This window comes from Mycobacterium sp. ELW1 (assembly GCF_008329905.1).
GTDB lineage: Bacteria > Actinomycetota > Actinomycetes > Mycobacteriales > Mycobacteriaceae > Mycobacterium.
This window is the reverse complement of the sequence record NZ_CP032155.1, coordinates 3925990-3947928: the sequence shown is the minus strand read 5'-3', so window position 1 is coordinate 3947928 and position 21939 is coordinate 3925990. Positions and strand designations below refer to the sequence as shown.

The following is a 21939-nucleotide window of genomic DNA, read 5'->3' as shown; positions in this document are numbered from 1 at the left end:
CGGTCCCGCGGGCGGCGCTGCAACGCCGCCCGCACCCATGTGGGGGGAGCGATTCAGGCAGTGGCTGCGGCCGGCGGCCGCGCTGACAAGACCACACCTCCCGTCTCGTCGAAGGCTGCCGCAACAGCCGCATCGGTGCTTTGGTCGGTGATCAGGCCCTCGACCTCGCTGAGCGCACACACGCGGTGCGGCGCGACCTGGCCGAGCTTGGAGGAGTCGGCCAATATGTAGCTCCGCGCGCTGTTGGCGATGATGGTGCGCCGGACGTCGATCTCGTCGAGATGGAAATCGGTCAGACCCGAGCGGGCGTCGACTCCGCCGGAGCCGATCAGGGCGATATCGGGGTAGATGTCCGCGAAAAATGCCTTCGTATGGGCGTTCGAGCACGCGAGGTCGCCGGGCCGGACCCGACCGCCGGCCAGCAGTACCTGGATGCCGGGGCGGTCGGCCAATTCGACGGCCACCGGCAGTGACGGCGTGACGATCGTGCCGGTGAATCCGCGCGGGATCGCCCGGGCGACGGCGACCGCGGTCGTGCCGATGTCCAGGACCACGGTCTGACCGTTCTCCAACAGTCCCACAGCGACTTTCGCGATTTGGGCCTTCGCCTGATGCCGGATGACCGAACGTTCGGTGAACGACGGCTCCATCGCTCGGCGCTGGTCGACCGCGGCCGCACCGCCATGAACCCGGCGGATTACGCCACGCTCCTCCAACAGCGCGAGATCGCGGCGCACGGTCTCCGCCGAGACGCCCAGTCGGCGGACCAGGTCGTCGGTGCTGACGGCCTGGCCGGAGCTGCTGACGGCCTCCACGATGGCTTCTTGCCGTGCGACCGGGAGCATCTCAGCTGACCGGTTTTGTGGATTTTTGACCGCACATGACTGCAAGTGTGGAGTGTTGTGTGCATCACGTCAAGCCGAGCGCGCGACGCAGTGGTGCCTCAGTGCCGGCGCGACGGCGGCCAGGGCGGCTCACCACACAACGCCAGCAGCGCGTTCTCGATCACCTCGGGCAGGGCCGGATGGATCCAGTACTGGCCACGGCCCATCTCCTGACCGGGCAATCCAAAACTCATCGCCTGGATCAGCGGCTGGATCAACGAGGAGGCCTGGTGCCCCATGATGTGGGCGCCCAGGATCTTGCCGCTGTCCTGCTCGACGATGATCTTGGCGAAACCCGTGTTGTCCTCCATTGCCCAGCCGTACGCCACGTCGGAGTAGTCCTGCACCTTGACGCTGATCTTGTATCCGGCTGCGCGGGCTTCGTTTTCGGTCAGTCCGACCGAGGCGATCTGGGGATCGGTGAACACCGCCGACGGCACAAAGCGGTGATCGGAGTACATCAACGCATCGGTGTCGTCCCAGTCCTGCAGCAGGTTGTGCCGCACCACCCGGGCCTCGTGGTTGGCGACGTGCTTGAGCTGATAGTGCGACGACACGTCACCGAGCGCGAAAATGCCTCGCGCCGTTGTGCGTTGGTAGTCGTCGACCTTGACCAGGCCGTCCTCGTCGATCTCCACACCGGCCAGGTGCAGGTCCATCAGATCGCCGTTCGGCTGGCGGCCGGTGGCCACCAGCACGGCGTCGGCGTGCAACTGCGATCCGTCGTCGAGTTCGACCACGGTCTGGGACCCGTCCACATGCGCACCGGTCATGTTGCGGTGGCTGCGGATCTCCCACTTCTTGCCTGCGATGTCGGTGTAGCGCTCGCAGATCGTGTCGTCGCAGTGCGACAGCATCGCGGCGCCGCGGATGACGATGGTCACCCGACTGCCCAATGCCGAGAAGACGTGCGCGAATTCGGCCGCGACGAACCCGCCACCGATGATCACCAGATGGTCGGGTAGCTCGGGGATACGCATGATCGTGTCGCTGGTGTGGACGTCGACGCCGCAACCGGCGATCGCGTCGGGCACCATCGCCCTCGCGCCCGCGGCGATCACCACCTGCGAGGCGGTGAACTCGTCACCGGCGTCGGTCCGCAGCCGGTAGCCGTCACCCTCGCGCCCGGTGAATCGGGTGTGGCTGTCGTACACCGTCACGTCCGGCGAGGAGCGCCGATAGTTCTCACCGCCCGCCGCCAGCGGATCGATCCGGCCGAACACCCGCGAGACGATATCGGTCCAGCGCACGCCGTCGATGTGGGCGTCGACGCCGAATCGGGCGGCGTCGCGGACGGTCTGGGCCACCTCGGCGGCGTAGACGAACATCTTGGTGGGGATGCACCCCACATTCAGACAGGTGCCGCCGAACACACCTTGCTCGCAGATCGCGATCTTCTTGCCGCTGAACCGTTCGTCGATGATCGTGTTGCCCGAACCGGTCCCGATGATCGCAATGTCGAAGTGCTCCAACAACTTCCCCTTATCCCTGACCTGCGGCCGACGCGGCGGTGTGGTGCGCGCGGTAGAAGTCCAGCCAGCCCGACAGCTCGTCGTAGGCTGCGGCGCGTGGCTCGGCCAGCGACAGGAACACGTCATGCTTGGCGTCGCGGATCGGCACCACCGTCGTGCGGTTGCCGATACAGCCCGCCCAGCGCGCGATCTGCGTGACGTCGAGCACCGCGTCGCCGCGCTGCATGCTCGCCGCGTCCGCGCTCTCGGTGACGCTGTGATCGGAGCGCAGGATCAGGTTCGGCACGCCGACATCCAGACCGCGGTGCAACGTGGCGTGACCGCGGCGGATCGCGTGGATCCAGCCGAACGTCACCGGGAAGCCGCCCAGCGGTTTCCACTCCAGGTTGTAGTCGAACTCACCGTGGTAGTCGCGGTGCAGTGTCAACCCGTAGCCGCCCTTGCTGGTGCTGCGCACCACCCGCGTCTTGCGAACCCGCGACATCGCGCCGATGGCCGTCGAGGTCAGCCGGGTGCGCAGGATCGCGGGTCCGTGCAGATCCAGCCACGGGCTGTTCAGCACGAGGCCGCCGATGGACAGCGCCGCGGTCGCGGAGCGCCGCCGCACCCGGTTGAGCCACAGCGACACGATCAGCCCGCCGGCCGAGTGGCCGTAGACCAGGATCGTCGTGCCGGGGTTCTCGGTCGCGATCACCGCCACCGCACGCTCCAGTTCCCGGTCGTAGCGGGCCAGGTCGGTGGTGAAGTGCGGGGTCTGGCCGTCGCGCCAGGACCGGCCGCACTTGTGTTGATCCAGCGCGTAGAACCGGAACCCGGCGCCGGTGAAGTGGTCGGCCAGGTCGGTGTTGAAGAAATAGTCGGTGAATCCGTGCACCGCCAGCACGGTGTGGCGGGCCGGCTCGCCGTCCGAACGACGCACCAGAGTGGCGAACAGATCGCCCTCACCGTCGGGGTCGGGCCCCAACGCCATCGTTGCCTGTTGGTAGCCGGAGAGGACGTCGTCAACCCAGTCGGCCTGCCGTGGCGTCACAGCCCCTACCCTAGCTGTGAGCAGTGCGGGGTGTGGTGCTGGCGACTCTCGCGAATAAGTCGGTGTCGGGCGGGATAACCTGACTGTCTATACAGCTGTCACAAGTAAAGGACGACGATCCGGTGTCAGATACCACCAAGACCGATGTCGTACTGGTCGGCGCGGGAATCATGAGCGCGACGCTGGGCGCCCTGCTGCGGCTGGTCCAGCCGGACTGGTCGATCACGCTGGTCGAACGCCTCGACGCCGCGGCCGCCGAGAGCTCCGACCCGTGGAACAACGCGGGCACCGGGCACTCCGCGCTGTGCGAACTGAACTACACGCCGGAAAAGGCCGACGGCACCATCGACATCGCCAAGGCCATCACCGTCAACGAGCAGTTCCAGGTCACCCGCCAGTTCTGGAGCTACGCCCACGAACACGGCATCCTGCCCGATGTTCGCAGCTTCCTGAATCCCATCCCGCACGTCAGCTTCGTGCAGGGCGCCGAACACGTCGACTACCTCCGCCGCCGCCGCGAGACCCTGGTGCGCAACCCGTTGTTCGCCACGATGGAGTTCATCGACGACCGCGACGAGTTCACCCGCCGACTGCCGTTGATGGCCAAGGGTCGCGACTTCTCCGAGCCGGTCGGCCTGAACTGGACCCAGGACGGCACCGACGTCGACTTCGGCTCGCTGACCCGTCAGCTGCTCTCCTTCGGCACCGAGCGCGGCATGAGCACATTGTTCGGTCACGACGTCCTCGATCTGCACAAGGAGTCCGGCGGCGGCTGGACGGTCAAGATCCACAACCGTCGCACCGGGCAGAAACGCAAACTGTCGGCCAAGTTCGTGTTCGTCGGAGCCGGCGGCGGCGCTCTTCCGCTGCTGCAGAAGGCCGGGATCTCCGAGGCCAAGGGCTTCGGTGGTTTCCCGGTCAGCGGCCAGTGGCTGCGCACCGGCGACCCGGAACTAGCCGCCGCGCACCAGGCCAAGGTGTACGGTCTGCCTCCGCTGGGCGCTCCGCCGATGTCGGTGCCGCACTTGGACACCCGCGTGATCAACGGGCGCTCCTGGCTGCTGTTCGGCCCGTTCGCCGGGTGGTCGCCGAAATTCCTCAAGGAAGGAAAGGTCACCGACCTGCCGCTGTCGGTGAAGCCCAACAACCTCGCCTCGATGATCGGCGTGGGGCTCACCGAGATGGGCCTGCTGAAGTACCTGATCGGCCAGCTGGCCCTCAGCGAAGCCGACCGGGTCGACAATCTCCGCGAATTCGCCCCCACCGCAAGGGATTCCGACTGGGAGCTGGATATCGCCGGCCAGCGGGTGCAGGTGATCCGCCGCGATTCCAAGAAGCTCGGTGTGCTGGAGTTCGGCACCACCGTGCTGGCGGCGGCCGACGGTTCGATCGCCGGCCTGCTCGGCGCCTCCCCGGGTGCCTCCACCGCGGTCCCGGCGATGATCGAGGTTCTCGAACGTTGCTTCGCCGACCGCTACCAGGGCTGGCTGCCCAAGCTCAAGGAGATGGTGCCGTCGCTGGGCGTCAAGCTCTCGGAGAATCCGGACCTGTTCGCCGAGGTGTGGGCGCACGGCACCAAGGTGCTCGGGTTGGAGAGCGGAACCCACGCCGGCCGCGCCGCACGTGCCGCCGGCCCCGACAGCACTGCGGTCGCGTCAGATTCCGGTGATCCGGAACCCGCGGGAGTGGTGTGACGGTCGCCTTGCGCCGGTCCTGGGCCAAGGACCTCGACGCGGCCACCCTCTACGAGCTGCTGAAGCTCCGGGTCGAGGTGTTCGTCGTCGAACAGGCCTGTCCCTACCCGGAACTCGACGGCCGCGACCTGCTGGCCGAGACCCGGCATTTCTGGTTGGAGCAACCCGACGGCACCGTGATCGCCACCCTGCGACTCATGGAGGAGCACGGCGGGGGAGAGAAGGCGTTCCGCATCGGCCGGGTGTGCACCCAGCGCGCGGCCCGCGGCCAGGGCCACACCAGCCGGCTGATGCAGGCCGCGCTGGCCGATGTCGGTGATCACGCCTGCCGGATCAACGCCCAGACCTACCTGGTCGACATGTACGGCAACCACGGATTCGTGGTCGACGGTGCCGAGTTCGTCGAGGACGGGATCCCGCACGTTCCGATGTTGCGCCCAGCCGCCCCGATTTTGACCGAAAAGCCATGAGCACCCCCGCCTTTCCGTTCAGTGCGATCGTCGGGCACGACCAGCTGCGCCTGGCGCTGATCCTCTGTTCCGTTCGGCCCGAGATCGGCGGGGTGCTGATCCGGGGCGAGAAGGGCACCGCGAAGTCGACGGCGGTGCGGGCGTTGGCCGCGGTCCTGGCCGAGGTGGATGCCGGTGCCCGCCTGGTCGAGTTGCCGATCGGGGCGACCGAGGACCGAGTGGTCGGATCGCTGGACCTGCAGAAGGTGCTGCGCGACGGCGAGCACGCCTTCTCACCGGGCCTGCTGGCCCGCGCCCACGGCGGCGTCCTCTATGTCGACGAGGTCAACCTGCTGCACGACCACCTCGTCGACATCATGCTCGACGCCGCCGCGATGGGCCGCGTGCACATCGAACGCGACGGCATCTCCCACTCCCACGAGTCGCGATTCGTGCTCATCGGGACCATGAATCCCGAAGAGGGCGAACTGCGTCCGCAACTTCTGGACCGCTTCGGGTTGACCGTCGACGTACACGCCTCCCGGGATGTCTCGGTGCGCAGCGAGGTGATTCGCCAGCGGCTCGCCTACGAGGCCGATCCCACCGCATTCGCCACTCTGCACGCCGGTCAGGACAGCGAGCTGGCCGCCCGGATCGCCGCCGCCCGAGCACGGGTGGCCGCGGTGGTGTTGCCCGATGCCGAACTGAACCGGATCGCGGCGCTGTGCGCGGCGTTCGACGTCGACGGCATGCGGGCTGACCTGGTGGTGGCACGCACCGCGGTGGCACATGCGGCCTGGCGTGGAGCCGACGTCGTGGAGCAGCAAGACATTCGGGTGGCTGCCGAGCTGGCGTTGCCGCATCGCCGCCGCCGCGACCCGTTCGACGACCCGGGCCTGGATCCGGCGCAGCTCGACGAAGCGTTGGCCGCCACCGACCCCAGTCCCGAGCCGGAGCCCGACCCGGATCCGCCCGGTGGCGGGCAATCCGTCGATGGTTCGTCGCAATCGTCTGCACCGCAAGGTAATTCCTCGTCGGCGCCGAAGCCTTCTGCGCCGCCCGCGGCGACGTTTCGGACCCGGGCGCTGACCGTGCCCGGTGTGGGGGAGGGCAACCCGGGTAGGCGCTCGCGGGCCCGTAACCGCTCCGGAGCCGTCGTCACCGCCACTGATGCTCCCGGGCAGGGGCACGGCCTGCACCTGTTCGCCACCGTGCTGACCGCCGCGGGCAACCGCCGGCTGCGTCCGCAACCCGAGGACATCCGCCGCGCCATCCGGGTCGGCCGGGAAGGCAACCTGGTGATCTTCGTCGTCGACGCCTCCGGGTCGATGGCGGCGCGGGACCGGATGTCGGCAGTGTCCGGTGCGGCGCTGTCGCTGCTGCGGGACGCCTACCAACGCCGAGACAAGGTCGCCGTCATCACCTTCCGGCAGGACGGCGCACGGGAACTGCTGCCCCCGACGACGTCCGCGCACATCGCCTCGCGGCGGCTGACCCGGTTCGACACCGGCGGCACCACGCCGCTGGCACAAGGACTGCTGGCAGCGCGTGACGTCGTGGTCCGCGAACGAGTGCGGGACCGCACCCGCCGCCCGCTGGTGGTGGTCCTCACCGACGGTCGGGCCACCGGTGGACCGGATCCGTTGGGCCGCAGCCGTTCCGCGGCTCGCCGACTGGTCGCCGAGGGCGCGTCCGCGGTGGTGGTGGACTGCGAGACGTCGTATGTGCGGCTGGGGTTGGCCGCTGATCTGGCCGAGCATCTGGAAGCCCCGCTGCTGCAACTGGAGCAGCTGCGCGCAGACTATCTGGCACAGGCCGTGCGCCGCGCTGCCTGAACGTCGAAAGGTCAACGTCCATGCCGCAGGGTCAGCCGCTCACCGTGCCGAACGACGGGCTGACCACCCGGGCCCGCCGCAACACCCCGGTGCTGGCCGTGCACACCGGGCCGGGCAAGGGTAAATCCACCGCGGCGTTCGGAATGGCATTGCGCGCGTGGAACGCCGGAATGAGCGTGGCGGTCTTCCAATTCGTCAAGAGTGCCAAATGGAAGGTCGGTGAGGAGTCGGCGTTCGCCGAACTCGGCCGGCTGCACGACGAGCAGGGACTCGGCGGCGCGGTGGAATGGCACAAGATGGGCTCGGGCTGGTCCTGGACCCGGAAAGCCGGCACCGCCGACGATCACGCCGGGGCAGCCGCCGAGGGCTGGACCGAAATCGCCCGACGCCTTGCCGAACAACGACACGACTTCTACGTCCTCGACGAGTTCACCTATCCGCTCAAATGGGGCTGGGTTGCCGTAGAAGACGTAGTCGAGGTGCTCCTCAACCGGCCGGGTGGCCAGCACGTGGTGATCACCGGTCGTGATGCGCCGCAGCGGCTTATCGACGCCGCCGACCTGGTGACCGAGATGGCATGCGTCAAACATCCGATGGACGCCGGCCGTAAGGGCCAGCGCGGCATCGAGTGGTGAGCATGACCAGCATTCCCGCCGTCATCATCGGCGCGCCCGCGTCGGGCAGCGGAAAGACCACCGTCGCAACCGGATTGATCGGCGCACTGCGGGCGGCCGGTCACCGGCCCGCCCCGTTCAAAGTAGGGCCGGACTTCATCGACCCCGGGTATCACGCCGTGGCCGCCGGCCGGCCGGGCCGCAACCTCGACCCGGTTCTGGTGCCCGAGGAGCTGATCGGCCCGCTGTACCGGCACGGCAGCCGCGATGCCGACATCGCCGTGATTGAAGGCGTGATGGGCCTTTTCGACGGCCGCATCGACGAGCACCCGGTCACACCCGCGCGCGGTTCCACCGCCCACGTCGCCCAACTGCTCGGCGCTCCCGTCGTCCTGGTGGTCGACGCTCGCGGCCAGTCGCAGAGCATCGCCGCGGTGCTGCAGGGCTTCTCCACCTTTCACCCCGGTGTGCACATCGGCGGGGTGATTCTCAACCGGGTCGGTACCAACCGCCACGAACAGGTGTTGCGCCAAGCCTGCGAGGCGGTCGGGGTACCGGTGCTGGGCTCGATCCCGCGCCACGACGAGTTGGCGGTGCCGTCACGGCATCTGGGGTTGATCACGGCCGTCGAGCACGGCGAGCAGGCCCGCGCCGCGGTGTCGGCGATGACCGAACTGGTTGCCCGCCATGTGGATCTGCCCGCCGTCGTCACACTCGGCGCCTCGCGGGTTCCGGTGCCGGCGTGGACACCCGAGGACGTGGTCGGGGACCCGAGCGAGGGGCGTCCGGTGGTCGCGATGGCCGCGGGCAAGGCCTTCAGCTTCGGCTACGCCGAACATCGCGAGCTGCTGCGGGCCGCCGGCGCGCAGGTCGTCGAATTCGATCCGCTCAGCGACAGCCTGCCCGCGCGGACCGCGGCACTGATCCTGCCGGGCGGCTTTCCCGAGCAGCATCTGGCCGACCTGTCGGCGAATTCCGAACTGCGCGCCCAGATCCACGAGCTGGCCCGCCACGCCCCCGTGCAGGCCGAATGCGGCGGCCTGGCCTATCTGATGGACGATCTGGACGGTCACCCGATGTGCGGCGTGCTGGCCGGCTCTGCCCGGTTCACCCCGCGGCTGACACTGGGCTACCGGGAGGCCGTCGCGGTCTGCGACTCATCGCTGTATCCCGCGGGTCAACGCGTCGTCGGCCACGAATTCCACCGCACCACAGCAGAATTCACTCAAGCGCCCGAGTCGGCCTGGGCCTTCCGGAACCTTGGCGGCCAGCCCGTGCGGGAGGGCGCGATCCACGCCGGGGTGCACGCGTCGTATCTGCACACCCACCCGGTGGGCCAACCGCACTCGGTCGCTCGATTTGTCGCGCACGCAACCTTGACTAGGCTGCCCCGGTGACCGAGAACGCCTACCTCGTCGGCTTACGCCTGGGCGGCAAGAAGGTCGTCGTGATCGGCGGCGGAACAGTGGCCCAGCGGCGGATTCCGCTCCTGATGGCCCGCGACGCCGATGTGCACGTGATCGCGCGGGCCGCGACGCCGGCCGTCGAGGTACTGACCACCACGGACCCCGGCATCACACTGGAATTGCGGGACTACCGCGACGGTGACCTCGAGGGCGCCTGGTACGCCATCGCCGCGACCGACGACGCGAACGTCAACGCCGCCATCGTCGCCGAGGCCGACCGCAGGCAGATTTTCTGTGTGCGCGCCGACATCGCCCGCGAAGGCAGCGCGGTCACCCCGGCCTCGTTCGACCACGACGGGCTTCTCGTGGGTGTGCTGGCCGGTGGGGAGCACCGCCGGTCGGCGGCGATCCGCACGGCCATCCGCGAAGCCTTCCAGCAGGGACTGATCACCACCGACGCTCCCGACGACGTCACGCCCGGCAGCGTCGCCCTGGTCGGCGGCGGTCCCGGTGACCCCGAGCTGATCACCGTGCGCGGCCGGCGGCTGCTTGCCCGGGCCGACGTCGTCGTCGCCGACCGGTTGGCTCCGCCGGAACTGCTCGCCGAACTCGGCCCGCACGTCGAGGTCATCGACGCCGCGAAGATCCCGTACGGCCGGGCGATGGCGCAGGAGGCGATAAACAAAATCCTTATAGATCGCGCCCGGGAGGGGCGGTTCGTGGTGCGCTTCAAGGGCGGCGATCCGTTCGTGTTCGCCCGCGGATATGAGGAAGTTCTCGCCTGCGCCGAGGCCGGTATCCCGGTCACAGTCGTACCCGGTGTGACCAGTGCCATATCGGTGCCGGCCATGGCTGGTGTTCCCGTCACCCACCGCGCCGTCAATCACGAATTCGTGGTGGTCAGCGGCCATTTGGCACCCGACCATCCGGAATCGTTAGTGAATTGGAATGCGCTGGCGCAATTGTCGGGAACGCTAGTTTTGTTGATGGCGGTCGAACGCATCGAGTTGTTTGCCCAAGCACTGATGTCGGGCGGCCGACCTGCGGAAACACCGGTATTGGTGGTGCAACACGGCACCACGGCCGCCGAACGCGTACTCCGGACCACACTGCGCGATGCGCCGGATCGGATTCGAGCCGACGGTATTAGGCCCCCGGCAATCATCGTCATCGGCCCCGTTGCGGGCCTTCCCGGAGCTTTCGGCCTTTAAAGATTCCTTAAGATTACTGTAGGGTAGCTCGGTATGACGGCCCTCAACGACGCTGCGCGGGCGACCGCCAACAGTTCTGAGCGCGCGGTCCCTATGCGCCTCGAGCCGGCAGCTCTAGCGAAGACCAACAAGTACATCCCCAGCTGGTTACCGTCTCGGCGGTTCTTCGCCGCGGTGACCGCCATCGGTGGCATGCAGCTGCTGGCCACGATGGACAGTACGGTCGCGATCGTCGCGCTGCCCAAGATCCAGGACGAACTGGCGCTGTCCGATGCCGGCCGTAGCTGGGTCATCACCGCCTATGTGCTGACCTTCGGCGGGCTGATGCTGCTCGGCGGTCGACTGGGCGACACCATCGGCCGCAAGCGCACCTTCATCGTCGGCGTCGCGCTGTTCACTATCGCGTCCGTCCTGTGCGGTGTCGCGTGGGACGAGGCGACGCTGGTGATCGCACGGCTGCTCCAAGGTGTCGGTGCCGCGATCGCCTCACCGACCGGGCTGGCCCTGGTGGCCACCACCTTCCCGAAAGGCCCGGCGCGCAACGCGGCGACCGCGGTGTTCGCAGCGATGACGGGCATCGGCTCGGTGATGGGCCTGGTGGTCGGCGGCGCGCTGGTCGAGGCGTCCTGGCGGCTGGCGTTCCTGGTGAACGTGCCGATCGGCCTGCTGATGATCTACCTGGCTCGAAGGACCCTGCGCGAGACCCACCGCGAGCGCATGAAGATGGATGCCGCAGGCGCGCTGCTGGCCACGGTGGGCTGCACCGCGGCGGTCTTCGGCTTCGCCCAGGCGCCCGAGAACGGTTGGCAGTCACCCATCACCCTGGCCTCCGGCGTGGCGGCCGTGCTGGCCTTCGTCGCGTTCGCGTTCGTCGAACGGCGCGCGGTCAACCCCGTGGTGCCGTTCACCTTGTTCCGCGACCGCAACCGGCTGGCCACCTTCGCCGCAGTGTTCCTGGCCGGCGGCGTGATGTTCACGCTGACCGTGCTGATCGGCCTGTATGTGCAGGACATCATGGGCTACAGCGCACTGAAGGCCGGGATCGGCTTCATTCCGTTCGTGATCGCCCTCGGCATCGGTCTCGGCGCATCCTCGCAGTTGGTTTCCCGCTTCCCGCCGCGGATCCTCGTGATTGCCGGTGGTGTGCTGGTGCTGGCCGCGATGCTCTACGGCTCCACGCTCAACGGCGGTATCCCGTACTTCCCGAACCTGGTCCTGCCGATCACCGTCGGCGGCTTCGGCATCGGCATGATCGTCGTGCCGCTGACCGTCTCGGCCATCGCGGGTGTCGGCTTCGATCAGATCGGCCCTGTGTCGGCGATCGCGCTGATGCTGCAGAACCTCGGCGGACCCGTCGTGCTCGCCATCGTCCAGGCCGTGATCACCTCGCGCACCCTGTACTTGGGCGGCACCACCGGTCCGGTGAAGAAGATGAACGAGGTGCAGCTGCACGCCCTGGACCAGGGCTACACCTACGGCTTGCTGTGGGTCGCCGCCGTCGCGGTGATCGTCGGCGCCGTCGCGCTGTTCATCGGCTACACCGCTGAGCAGGTCGCGCACGCCCAGGAAGTCAAGGAAGCGATCGACGCCGGAGAGCTGTAACTCCGCGAGGGTTCACCAACGTCCGCCGTGGCGGACAGTAGGGTAGTAACCCATGTCTGGTGTGAGTGGTCGTCAGCCGACCACCAGACCACTTTCCTCCAGAGTGCTGGGGCTGGCGATCGTCGCGATCACCGGTATGCAGCTGATGTCCACGCTGGACGGCACGATCGTGATCGTCGCGCTGCCGCGGATGCAGGCCGAGCTCGGCCTGTCGGATGCCTCCAAGAGCTGGGTGATCACCGCCTACGTGCTGGCCTTCGGTGGCCTGCTGCTGCTCGGTGGTCGTGTCGGCGACGCCGTCGGCCACAAACGCGCATTCATCTCCGGCGTCGGGGTGTTCACCATCGCATCACTGGCCTGCGGTCTGGCCAACGACCAGTGGACGCTGATCGTGGCGCGCGCCGTGCAGGGGATGGGCGCCGCGGTGGCCGCACCGACGGGCCTGGCGCTGATCGCCACCACCTACGCCGTCGGGCATGCCCGCAATCAGGCGCTCGCCGTCTCGGCCGCCATGCAGGGCCTGGGGTCGGTGCTCGGTCTCGTCGCCGGCGGTGCGGTGACCGGCCTGTCCTGGCGGCTGGCCTTCCTGGTCAATGTCCCGATCGGAATCTTCATCATCGTCGTGGGTCTGACCCGGCTCGAGGAGACCCGGCACGAAAGACTCAAGCTCGACATCACCGGCGCGCTGCTGGCCACGCTGGCGTGCACCTCGGCCGTGCTGGTCTTCACCCAGGGCCCGCCGCGCGGCTGGATTGATCCGTGGGTGATCGGGGCGGGTGTGGCCGCGGCGGTGTTCTTCATCTCGTTCCTGATCGTCGAGCGCGGTGCCGACAACCCGCTGGTGCCATTCTCGATCTTCGACAATCGCAGCCGCGTCGCGTCTTTCGCGGCGTACTTCATGGCCGGCGGCGTGATGCTCACGCTGAGCGTGATGATCGGCCTGCTGGTCCAGGATGTGCTCGGCTACTCGCCGTTGCGCGCGGGGATCTGCTTCATGCCGTTCGCTGCGGCGTTCGTGGTGGGCAATGTCGCGGCCACCAAACTGGCGCTGCGGATCGCGCCGCGGTGGGTGATCCTGGGCGGTGGTCTGCTGGTGCTGGCGGCGATGCTCTACGGGTCGACGTTGAATCGGTCGATCCCGTATTTCCCCGACCTGTTCGTCCCGATCGTCGTCGGTGGTCTTGGCATCGGGATCATCTCGGTGATCTTGCCGCTGTGCACGCTTGCCGGAGTCGGACCGCGCGAGATCGGTCCCGTCTCATCGGTCACGTTGATGGTCTTCAACCTGGGTGGTCCGCTGGTCCTGGTGATCGTCCAGGCGGTGCAGACGTCGCGAACGCTGTACCTGGGCGGGACGACGGGGCCGGTCAAGTACATGACGCCCGCCCAGCTCGATGCGCTGGGCCAGGGCTATACGTATTCGCTGCTGTGGGTGGCCGGCATCGCCGTGCTGGTGGGGGTGGCCGCGCTGGGCATCGGGTTCTCGACCCGCGACATCGCCGCCGCCCAGCACACCCGTGAGGCCGTCGAGGCCGGCGAGCTCTAGGACCGTCGCCTCACACCGCAGCCGGCGCCGGGGTGAACTGATGCTTACCCGACCGGTACGGCGCGGTAACTGCCCGGGGCCCAACGCGGGCCAGGCTGTGCCGATGAGCGTGTTGGCCGTTTCGCACGAGGACCTCGGGGCCGGATCTGCCGGGTCGGCACATCCCGGCGATCAGGCGCAGGCGCGGGTGTTCGAGCAGATGCTGCTGCGTGAGCTGGACGAACTCGGCAGCCAGGCCGCGCGTATCCGGACCGCGCGGAGCAATCACAGTGAGATCCGGCTGCGTCACGACCTGCAACGGTTCAACGCACGGATCAACGAGGTGCGTCGACTCCTCGACGCGCTGGAGCGCCGCTTCGACCTCTAGGGCCTGCGCGCGCTTAAGATTCGATAGCCGCCGTAAACCGCTGCTGCGACAAGGAAATTCACGAAATACGCCAGATCGGCGCCGTGCAGGGCCGTCGCCACGGGGCCGACGATCAGATTTGTGTGCATGAACGGAACCGCCGCCGCGAACGCCACGAAGAACGCCGCCAACGCGACGACCGCATCGGTGCGGGGGGTGACCTCGTCGGCCGGGTTCACGACGTCACGACCGGCGCTGCGGAACCGCCAATCGATCGCCACGATCGCCACGAACGCCGGAATCCAGTAGCTGACGAACAACAGCACACCCTGGAAGCGCGATGCCAGGTCACCGGAGTGCAGCCACATGATCAGCGCGAACGCGATCACCACCACCACCACCGCCGACACCGGCCGGCGCACCCGCACCCCGACGGTCTGCAACGCCAGCGAGCCGCTGTAGTCGTTCATCGCATTGGAGGCCACCGACCCCAGCGCGATCACCAGCAGCGCCACCGCGCCCAGCACGCCGCCGCCCATGATGTCGCGCACGCCCTGCGCGGTCTGGTCGGTGAGCGTGCCCGCCGCGGCCACCCCGATCGCCTGCACGGCGATGTAGGCCACCGCCAGACCGCCGAAGGTGTAGCCGAACACGGCCGTGCGGGAGGTGGTGACGGGCAGATACCGGCTGTAGTCCGAGGCGTAGCTGGCCCACGAGATCGCCAGGCTCAGCGCGATGGTGACCTCCAGAGCGAATGCTCCGGCCAGGTCCGCGCCGCCCAGGGTGGGCAATGAGATCACCTGATGACCGCTGATCAGCTTCCACGCGAACACCGCGAACGTAACGATCAGCACGACCGTCATCACCGCCTGCACCCGGTGGATGACCTCGTAGCCGAAGACGCCGACCGCACCCTGGGCCGCCAGCACGATCACCACCGCCAACCAGAACGGCATGCCCAGAAGTTCGGCGAGCGCCTCACCGCCGAACAACCCGACCAGGCCGTCCCAGGCGATCGACGACAACCACTGGATCACCGCCACCACGCCGACGGTGCCGCCAAATGCCATGCGCGCGTTGGGAAGTTGCGCGGTACCGGTGCGAGGCCCCCAGGTGGACAGGTACGCGACGGCCAGCGAGCCGATCACCGTGCCGATCACCATCGCCAGCAGGCCCAGCCAGAAGCCCAGCCCGAGCACCACGGCCAGCGTGCCGGTGAACACCACCGTCATGTTCACCTGCGGGGCGAACCACACGGTGAACAGCCGGCGCGCGCCGCCGTACCGGTTGCCGGGCGGGATGGGGGCGATCCCGTGGGTTTCGACTGCCATGTCACCGACGTGGGACGGCATCCGGCCGGCGTACGTCTGGGCGGCCAGCGAAGACCCGGCAGAACCTGTGGGCGACGATTCGGTTGTCACTCACCCACCCTAGAGGCCGCCGGGCTCACACCTCGATGGGTGGGTGCAACCGCTCCATCGTGTATTGGCGGTTTCGCCGGGCGGCCCAGGCGGTGGCCGTCAGCGATGCGGCGAGGACGCCGGACAGTACCGCCACCGCGATCCACAATCGGTGGTCTATCCCACCGTTGATGAGTTGTCGTAGACCGTTGACGGCGTAGGTCATCGGGTCTGCCGGGTGGATCACCTGGAAGGGTTTGGCGGTGGTCTCCACCGGATAGATGCCACCGGCCGACACCAGCTGCAGCATCAGGAACGCCAGCGTGACCACGCGCCCGACCGCCACCCCGAACACGGCGTTGAACGCCTGGATGATGCCGAGGAATGCGGCGATGACCAGGATCAGGAACGCCACCGTCGCCAGCGGATAGCGGGCCTTCAGCCCGACGCCGTAGTGCACCACGACGTACATGACCAACACCTGGCTCACCGCGACCAGAAGGGCGGGCCAGTACGACGCCAGTACCACGCGCAGCGCGCCGAGCCCGTTGATGATCGGCCGGGACTGCAACGGCGTCAGAAGCATCCAGATGATGAGCGCCCCGATGAACAGCGCCAGCGGCAGGAAGAACGGGGCGAATCCGGTGCCGAAGGTGGCCGCCGGGTTGTGCGTGACCATGTCCAGATTCACCGGGGAGGCAACGGTTTTGGCGACCACTTGGCGCTGCTGCGGCGTCCACGACGGAACCTGCGTCGAGCCGTCGCGTAGCTTGCCGGCCAGCTCCTGACTGCCGTCACGTAACTGGCCGGTGCCGTCGGCCAGTCGCTGTGCGCCCGCCGCCAGCTGACGGCTGCCGTCGGTCAGAGCCACCAGCCCCGCGCTGAGCCGCTGGGTGCCGGAATCGAGCTGCTGGACGCCGCTGCGCAGCTTCAGGACATCAGCGCGCAGCGTGCCGTCGACCGCCGCGGTGAGGAAGGTCCGCAACTTGCTCTTGGGGTCGCCCAGCTCGGTTTCGAGTTGGGCGGCGCTGTCCCGCAGTCGGGCGAGCCCGTCGTCGGTCGCGGGATCGATACCTTGTGCCCGAAGCAGGCGCTGGGCGCCGGCGAGGACTGTCCCGACATCGCGCACCGTGGGGTCCGGATTGTTCGACAACGTGGCCACCGCCTGATCGACGAGGGCTGCGGCCTGCCGCTGGTCGATGTTCAACGCCGCGATTCGGTCGGAGGTCGAGCGCACCGCTCCGCTGAGGTGTTCGGCGACCGCGCCGACCTCGGCCGGATCCAGTCCCAGCCCGTCGACCCGCTCCAGCACGTGCACCAGCGGATCAGTCGCCGTGGTGACAGAAGCATTCAATTGCTTTGTACCGGTGGCCAATTGGGCTGCACCATCTCGAGCGGTGGCCATGCTGGTGGCCAGGGTGGTCGATCCGGCGGCGAGCTGATGGGCGCCGGCGTCGGCGGTGTCCAATCCGGACGCCAGCCGGTCGGCGCCGTCGGCAGCGGCCTTGAGGCCGGCGCCGGCGTCGGTGAGCCCGGTCAGCACCGTGCCGACAGTCTGTTCGCCGACGCTGGAGTTGACCTGATTGATGACCTCCCGCGCGGCGTTTTGACCGATGATCGAGCCGAGGTAGTTGTTGGCGTCGTTGAAGGTGAACTTCAGGCTGGCCTGGGTGGGCTCATTGCCGGAGGGCGAGGCGATGTCGGCGCTGAATTCGGCCGGAATCGTGATCGTGAAGTAGTAGGTGCCGTCGGCGAGTCCGCGGGCGGCGTCGGCGGCCGACGTCTCGTGCAGCTGCAGCTGGCCGGAATCCTTGAGCGCCTTGGCCACCTGGTCTCCGGCCCGCAGGGGTTTGCCCTGAGCTTGGGCGCCGCGGTCCTCGTTGACCAGGGCGGCGGGAACCTTGTCGACCGCGGCGAACGGGTTCCAGAATGCCCACAGATACATCGCGCCGTACAGCAGCGGCATCAGGATGATGGTGATCAGGGCGATGCGGGGCAGGACGCCCCGGGAGTATCGCTTGAGGTCGGTGCCCAGTGACATTCCGGCGAGCATGGTCAACCCGTCCCTTTCTGGGATTCCGACAATTCGGCGCGGTCGGCGTTGGCGACCGGAATCTGTGACCGGACGTCGTGGCCGGTCACCCCGTTCACCGTCGCGGTGACGATAGTCTGTTCGCGGCCGAGGTCGACCAGCCGCTCGATGAGCAGGTCCCGGTTGAGGTCGCTGGTGACGAAATCGAGGTTGCCGACGACCAGCAACGGCGGGCGTTTGGTGTTGGCCAGGGCGATACGAAGCAGCAGCCGGTCGAGCTCGGAGAGCTCCTCGAAGTACTCGTCGAGGGGAGGCAACGGATGCGGACCGAATACCGGCGCGCAGATGGCGGTCAGTGCGGCCATGTCGGCCTTGCGCACGAGGCGATACCACCGTGCGTCCCAACGCAATTGTTCAGTGATCAGATCGCGGACGGTGACGGACTCGGGAACCGTGTCGAGTTCGTCGATCCCCGCGAGGGCGGACTTGGCGAAGATGCTGCGGATGTCGCTGTCGCCGAAGACGGTCAGCTCGCCGGACTGGGGTGCCATCCGTCCGGCAATCGTCATCAGCAGCGCCGTGCGTCCCGAGCCCGCCGGACAGATCAGGACGTTGGCGCCGCCGGCCGGGATCTCGAGGTCGACGGGACCGTAGACCGGCCCCCACGGTCCACGCACCCTGATCCCACGGGCGACGACAGCGGGTGGACCGGAGTCGTCGTTGCTGTCGGGCTGTTCCGGTAACACTGCGCACCTCCCGCGTCGTGCGTGCCCGCACATCAGAACACGCCGTGGCGGTGGCGCGCGCGGGAAATTATGCATGCCGCGGGCGCGACCGGCGAGATCGCTAGGCTGACCTTTGTGAGCCCGTCGGACCGACCGAGTCGCCACGAAATCTCCGACGCGGTCACCGGCCTGGGCTGGGGGCTGGTGCTCGGGGCGATCTACACCGAGGTGGCGGTGTCGTCGCTGGCTGACGCCGGTGAGACGGCCGCGCTGGTGGTGGCCGCTGTCGGCGCGGGTGGCCAGGGCCACGTGGGCATCGACATCAGGGACGATCGGGTGGTGGTGCGGCTGCAGTCGGCATCCGTCGGGGCGGTCACGGATGTGGATATCGCTCTGGCACAAGCCATTTCATCGGCATTGTCGGAACGAGACCTGCACCTTTCGCCGGGCTCGGTGCAGGCGCTCGAGATCGCCATCGATGCACTGGACATCGACGCTGTCCGGCCGTTCTGGCAGGCGATCACCGGCTACGTCGACGAGGCCGGGCCGTCGGACCTGACCGACGGTCTGATCGACCCGGCCGGGCGCGGTCCGGCGATCTGGTTTCAGCAGATGGACGCGCCGCGGCCACAACGCAACCGCATCCACCTCGACATCGACGTGCCGCACGACATGGCGTCGATGCGCATCGCCGCGGCGATCGCCGCGGGCGGAACGCTTCTGTCCGATGCCCAGGCGCCGGCGTTCTGGGTGCTGGCCGATCCCGAGGGCAACGAAGCCTGCATCTGCACCTGGCAGGGCCGCGACTGAGGGCAACCGGAGTCCTCGGCTCGTCGCGCACGCGCTCATCGCTAGGCTTGCCCACTGTGATCACCCGCATGTCCGAGCTGTTCTTGCGCACCCTGCGTGACGACCCAGCAGACGCCGAAGTGCCCAGCCACAAACTGTTGATCCGCGCCGGTTACGTCCGGCCGGTGGGACCGGGGCTGTACACCTGGCTGCCGCTGGGCCTGCGGGTGCTGCGCAAGATCGAGAAGATCGTGCGTGAGGAGATGGTCGCGATCGGCGGCCAGGAGATCCTGTTCCCGGCGCTGCTGCCGAAGGCGCCCTACGAAACCACCAACCGGTGGACCGAATACGGCGACGGGGTGTTCCGGCTCAAGGACCGCCGCGGCAACGACTACATGCTGGGGCCCACCCACGAAGAGTTCTTCACCCTGACGGTGAAGGGGGAGTACAGCTCCTACAAGGACTTCCCGCTGCTGATGTTCCAGATCCAGACCAAGTACCGCGACGAGGCCCGCCCGCGGGCCGGGATCCTGCGCGGGCGCGAGTTCATCATGAAGGACTCGTACTCGTTCGACGTCGACGACGACGGCCTCAAGACCGCGTACCACGCGCACCGCGAGGCATACCAGAACATGTTCAAGCGCATGGCAATTCGCTATGTGATCGTCTCGGCGGTGTCCGGCGCGATGGGCGGTTCGGCCTCCGAGGAATTCCTGGCCGAAAGCGAGATCGGCGAGGACACCTTTGTCCGATGCCTGGAATCCGGGTACGCGGCCAACGTCGAGGCGGTGGTCACCGCGGTGCCCGAGGCGATGCCGTTCGACGGGTTACCGGAGCCGACCGTGCACGACACCGGAGACACTCCGACCATCGCCACCCTGGTCGACTGGGCGAACTCCGCCGGCCTCGGCCGGGAGGTCACCGCCGCCGACACCCTCAAGAACGTCCTGCTCAAGGTCCGCGAGCCCGGTGGCGACTGGGAGCTGCTGGCCATCGGCGTGCCCGGTGACCGCGAGGTCGACGACAAGCGCCTCGGCGCCGCACTGGAGCCCGCCGAATACGCGCTGCTCGACGACGCCGACTTCGCCAAGAACCCGTTCTTGAAGAAGGGGTATATCGGCCCGAAAGGCTTGCTGGCCAACGGAGTTCGCTATCTGGTGGATCCCCGGGTGGTGGACGGGACGGCGTGGATCACCGGTGCCGATGAGACCGGCAAGCACGTCGTCGGCCTGGTCGCCGGCCGCGATTTCGTCGCCGACGGCACCATCGAGGCTGCCGAGGTGCGCGACGGCGACCTGTCGCCCGACGGTGCCGGACCGCTGGTGTCGGCGCGTGGCATCGAGATCGGTCACATCTTCCAGCTGGGCCGCAAGTACACCGACGCCTTCGCCGCCGACGTGCTCGGCGAGGACGGTAAGCCGGTGCGGCTCACGATGGGTTCCTACGGCGTCGGGGTGTCCCGGCTGGTCGCGGTGATCGCCGAGCAGCAGCACGACGAACTGGGGCTGCGCTGGCCGGCGTCGGTGTCACCGTTCGACGTGCACGTGGTGATCGCCAACAAGGACGCGCAGGCCCGCGCCGGTGCCGAGGAGTTGGCCCGCGACCTGGATCGCCTGGGAATCGAGGTGCTGCTCGACGACCGCACCGCCTCGCCGGGGGTGAAGTTCAAGGACGCCGAGCTGCTCGGGGTGCCGTGGATCGTCGTGGTCGGGCGTGGCTGGGCCGACGGGGTGGTCGAGCTGCGTAACAGGTTCACCGGGGAGAAGCGCGAGGTCGCTGCCGACGGTGCCGTCGCAGACATCGCGGCGACGCTGGCGTCCTGATTACTCGGTGCCGCCCGGGAACGCCTCGGTCAGCGGCCGGATACCCAGCACCTGCTTCCAGCGTGCCGTCAGAACCGCTGTCTCGGTCAGCGCGCTGACCCCGAAGACGCGGTCCTGATCGGTCGTCGCGTGCTCGATCACCGCACGCCAGGCGGTCGCGCAGTCATCTTCCATGCGGATGGCGAGATTGCCCGCGTCGGTCGGGGTGTTCACCGCCATCGGCAGCTGATATCCGGCGGCCGGCACCGGGGCCTTGACCGAACGGCCGGTCAGCATCGCGATGGCGGCTTCGCGTCGCTCCCGGTGCTGCGCCATCGCGTCGGAGACCAGGTCGTTCTCGTCGGGGGAGCTGTGGGCCGACACGATGCCGTACCCGTAGATCGCCGCGTGCTCGGTGGCCACCGCGTCGAACAGCGCCGCCGCGGCGGCATCGGACGGGCGGTCGGGATTCTGGGTGGTCGACGGAGTCGGAGATGTCGGTGAGGTCGGTGACGTCATTGCCCGGCCTTTCCGGCGGCAAGCGCCACCGTGTACCCGGCGACGCAGGACGCCGCGATCGAACCGATCAGGCCGGCCCGGTACCCGGACAGGGTCGGCGCCAGTGCGGTGGCGCTGTCCGCCGAGCTGCGCAGCGCGGCGACCACATCGCCCACCGTCGGCGCCGGCGCTCCGGGCGCCGACGTGGTGGTCGCAGCGGTGGAACTCGTCGTCGATTCCGGTTTGCCGGACAGTCGTGCGACCTCGGCTGCCAGCACCGTGGCGTGCGTGCCGCGCTCGGCCGCCAGCTCGGTCAATGCCGGCGCCAGCGCAGGGGGAGCAGTCTTGGCCGCGGCGGCCGCCAGTTCGCTGTCACGGCGGGCCAGCTCGGCCTGCTGCTCCAGCGGATCGGGCTCGGGTGGCGCAGGGTTTCCGCAGGCGGTCGCCGCCGCGCCCAACACCGCGAGCAGCGCCAACCCGCGGCCGCCGTCGATGAGAACTCGTCGTCGGGATATCCCGACGAACGGGCGGGGATCTCGGCTCAGCACGCCAACATCCTGCCATTGCGGCGCCCCGTGCTGGCGTATCGTGGAGGGCTGGCTCT

At 68.3% G+C, this 21939-nt stretch carries 19 protein-coding genes; 11 read left to right on the top strand and 8 right to left on the bottom strand.

Translation table 11 applies throughout. From position 1 onward, the window contains the following. Positions 1-53: 53 nt before the first annotated feature. The 3 genes from D3H54_RS18720 to D3H54_RS18710 all read right to left on the bottom strand — a co-directional run bounded on the left by D3H54_RS18720 (position 54) and on the right by D3H54_RS18710 (position 3326). On the bottom strand, positions 54-845 hold the full coding sequence (locus D3H54_RS18720) for a DeoR/GlpR family DNA-binding transcription regulator (protein WP_149380323.1): 792 nt from the start codon (positions 843-845) through the stop codon (positions 54-56). A gap of 98 nt (positions 846-943) precedes the next feature. Continuing rightward, positions 944-2356 (bottom strand): mycothione reductase, encoded by a 1413-nt coding sequence (gene mtr / locus D3H54_RS18715; protein ID WP_149380322.1) that lies wholly within the window; start codon positions 2354-2356, stop codon positions 944-946. A 10-nt stretch (positions 2357-2366) separates the two neighbouring features. Beyond that, positions 2367-3326 (bottom strand): alpha/beta hydrolase, encoded by a 960-nt coding sequence (locus D3H54_RS18710; protein WP_149383621.1) that lies wholly within the window; start codon positions 3324-3326, stop codon positions 2367-2369. Between the two features lie 182 nt (positions 3327-3508). On the opposite strand from D3H54_RS18710, the gene mqo reads away from it, so the two are divergent. From mqo to D3H54_RS18665, 9 genes are all read left to right on the top strand, one after another. After that, positions 3509-5080, top strand: coding sequence for a malate dehydrogenase (quinone) (gene mqo, locus D3H54_RS18705; protein ID WP_149380321.1), 1572 nt, complete (start codon positions 3509-3511; stop codon positions 5078-5080). Then, positions 5077-5550, top strand: a complete 474-nt coding sequence (locus D3H54_RS18700; RefSeq protein ID WP_149380320.1) for a GNAT family N-acetyltransferase — start codon at positions 5077-5079, stop codon at positions 5548-5550. Before mqo ends, D3H54_RS18700 begins: the two co-directional genes overlap by 4 nt. Further along, positions 5547-7364 carry a VWA domain-containing protein gene (locus D3H54_RS18695; protein WP_149380319.1) on the top strand — a complete coding sequence of 606 codons (1818 nt, stop codon included), beginning with the start codon at positions 5547-5549 and terminating at the stop codon, positions 7362-7364. The genes D3H54_RS18700 and D3H54_RS18695 overlap by 4 nt, the downstream gene beginning before the upstream one ends. A 20-nt stretch (positions 7365-7384) precedes the next feature. Continuing rightward, complete coding sequence (cobO, locus tag D3H54_RS18690) at positions 7385-7999, top strand: cob(I)yrinic acid a,c-diamide adenosyltransferase (protein ID WP_149380318.1); 615 nt, start codon at positions 7385-7387, stop codon at positions 7997-7999. Positions 8000-8001: 2 nt separating this feature from the next. Further along, positions 8002-9375: a cobyrinic acid a,c-diamide synthase CobB gene (locus tag D3H54_RS18685; RefSeq protein ID WP_149380317.1), complete on the top strand. Its 1374-nt coding sequence runs from the start codon at positions 8002-8004 to the stop codon at positions 9373-9375. Further along, a complete protein-coding gene (cobA, locus tag D3H54_RS18680) occupies positions 9372-10595 on the top strand; it encodes a uroporphyrinogen-III C-methyltransferase (protein WP_149380316.1) in 1224 nt (407 codons plus the stop codon). The genes D3H54_RS18685 and cobA overlap by 4 nt, the downstream gene beginning before the upstream one ends. A gap of 33 nt (positions 10596-10628) precedes the next feature. After that, positions 10629-12197: an MFS transporter gene (locus tag D3H54_RS18675; RefSeq protein ID WP_149380315.1), complete on the top strand. Its 1569-nt coding sequence runs from the start codon at positions 10629-10631 to the stop codon at positions 12195-12197. A 52-nt stretch (positions 12198-12249) separates the two neighbouring features. Further along, a complete protein-coding gene (locus tag D3H54_RS18670; protein ID WP_149380314.1) occupies positions 12250-13743 on the top strand; it encodes an MFS transporter in 1494 nt (497 codons plus the stop codon). Positions 13744-13846: 103 nt separating this feature from the next. Then, positions 13847-14110: a hypothetical protein gene (locus D3H54_RS18665; protein WP_149380313.1), complete on the top strand. Its 264-nt coding sequence runs from the start codon at positions 13847-13849 to the stop codon at positions 14108-14110. Here D3H54_RS18665 and D3H54_RS18660 read toward each other — a convergent pair. The 3 genes from D3H54_RS18660 to D3H54_RS18650 form a co-directional block, all read right to left on the bottom strand. After that, on the bottom strand, positions 14107-15441 hold the full coding sequence (locus D3H54_RS18660) for a purine-cytosine permease family protein (protein ID WP_149383620.1): 1335 nt from the start codon (positions 15439-15441) through the stop codon (positions 14107-14109). The genes D3H54_RS18665 and D3H54_RS18660 overlap by 4 nt on opposite strands. A 94-nt stretch (positions 15442-15535) precedes the next feature. Beyond that, a complete protein-coding gene (locus D3H54_RS18655) occupies positions 15536-17542 on the bottom strand; it encodes a YhgE/Pip domain-containing protein (protein ID WP_286198928.1) in 2007 nt (668 codons plus the stop codon). Positions 17543-17544: 2 nt separating this feature from the next. After that, positions 17545-18267: an ATP-binding cassette domain-containing protein gene (locus D3H54_RS18650; RefSeq protein WP_286198927.1), complete on the bottom strand. Its 723-nt coding sequence runs from the start codon at positions 18265-18267 to the stop codon at positions 17545-17547. Between the two features lie 114 nt (positions 18268-18381). Between D3H54_RS18650 and D3H54_RS18645 the strand changes: the two genes are divergently transcribed. After that, positions 18382-19056 (top strand): 4a-hydroxytetrahydrobiopterin dehydratase family protein, encoded by a 675-nt coding sequence (locus tag D3H54_RS18645; protein ID WP_286198926.1) that lies wholly within the window; start codon positions 18382-18384, stop codon positions 19054-19056. A 56-nt stretch (positions 19057-19112) separates the two neighbouring features. Further along, positions 19113-20858, top strand: coding sequence for a proline--tRNA ligase (locus tag D3H54_RS18640; RefSeq protein ID WP_149380311.1), 1746 nt, complete (start codon positions 19113-19115; stop codon positions 20856-20858). On the opposite strand, the gene D3H54_RS18635 is transcribed toward D3H54_RS18640, so the two are convergent. Beyond that, complete coding sequence (locus D3H54_RS18635) at positions 20859-21356, bottom strand: ferritin-like domain-containing protein (RefSeq protein ID WP_149380310.1); 498 nt, start codon at positions 21354-21356, stop codon at positions 20859-20861. It lies immediately after the preceding gene. Continuing rightward, positions 21353-21883, bottom strand: a complete 531-nt coding sequence (locus D3H54_RS18630; RefSeq protein WP_149380309.1) for a hypothetical protein — start codon at positions 21881-21883, stop codon at positions 21353-21355. Before D3H54_RS18630 ends, D3H54_RS18635 begins: the two co-directional genes overlap by 4 nt. Between the last annotated feature and the right edge of the window lie 56 nt (positions 21884-21939).

Excerpts from the sequence above, each read along its gene's own strand:
- D3H54_RS18720 (WP_149380323.1), bottom strand. The coding sequence starts at position 845 with ATGCTCCCGGTCGCACGGCAAGAAGCCATCGTGGAGGCCGTCAGCAGC.
- D3H54_RS18710 (WP_149383621.1), bottom strand. The coding sequence starts at position 3,326 with ATGGCGTTGGGGCCCGACCCCGACGGTGAGGGCGATCTGTTCGCCACT.
- D3H54_RS18695 (WP_149380319.1), top strand. The coding sequence starts at position 5,547 with ATGAGCACCCCCGCCTTTCCGTTCAGTGCGATCGTCGGGCACGACCAG.
- cobO (WP_149380318.1), top strand. The coding sequence starts at position 7,385 with ATGCCGCAGGGTCAGCCGCTCACCGTGCCGAACGACGGGCTGACCACC.
- D3H54_RS18685 (WP_149380317.1), top strand. The coding sequence starts at position 8,002 with ATGACCAGCATTCCCGCCGTCATCATCGGCGCGCCCGCGTCGGGCAGC.
- D3H54_RS18675 (WP_149380315.1), top strand. The coding sequence starts at position 10,629 with ATGACGGCCCTCAACGACGCTGCGCGGGCGACCGCCAACAGTTCTGAG.
- D3H54_RS18670 (WP_149380314.1), top strand. The coding sequence starts at position 12,250 with ATGTCTGGTGTGAGTGGTCGTCAGCCGACCACCAGACCACTTTCCTCC.
- D3H54_RS18665 (WP_149380313.1), top strand. The coding sequence starts at position 13,847 with ATGAGCGTGTTGGCCGTTTCGCACGAGGACCTCGGGGCCGGATCTGCC.
- D3H54_RS18660 (WP_149383620.1), bottom strand. The coding sequence starts at position 15,441 with ATGCCGTCCCACGTCGGTGACATGGCAGTCGAAACCCACGGGATCGCC.
- D3H54_RS18655 (WP_286198928.1), bottom strand. The coding sequence starts at position 17,542 with ATGCTCGCCGGAATGTCACTGGGCACCGACCTCAAGCGATACTCCCGG.
- D3H54_RS18635 (WP_149380310.1), bottom strand. The coding sequence starts at position 21,356 with ATGACGTCACCGACCTCACCGACATCTCCGACTCCGTCGACCACCCAG.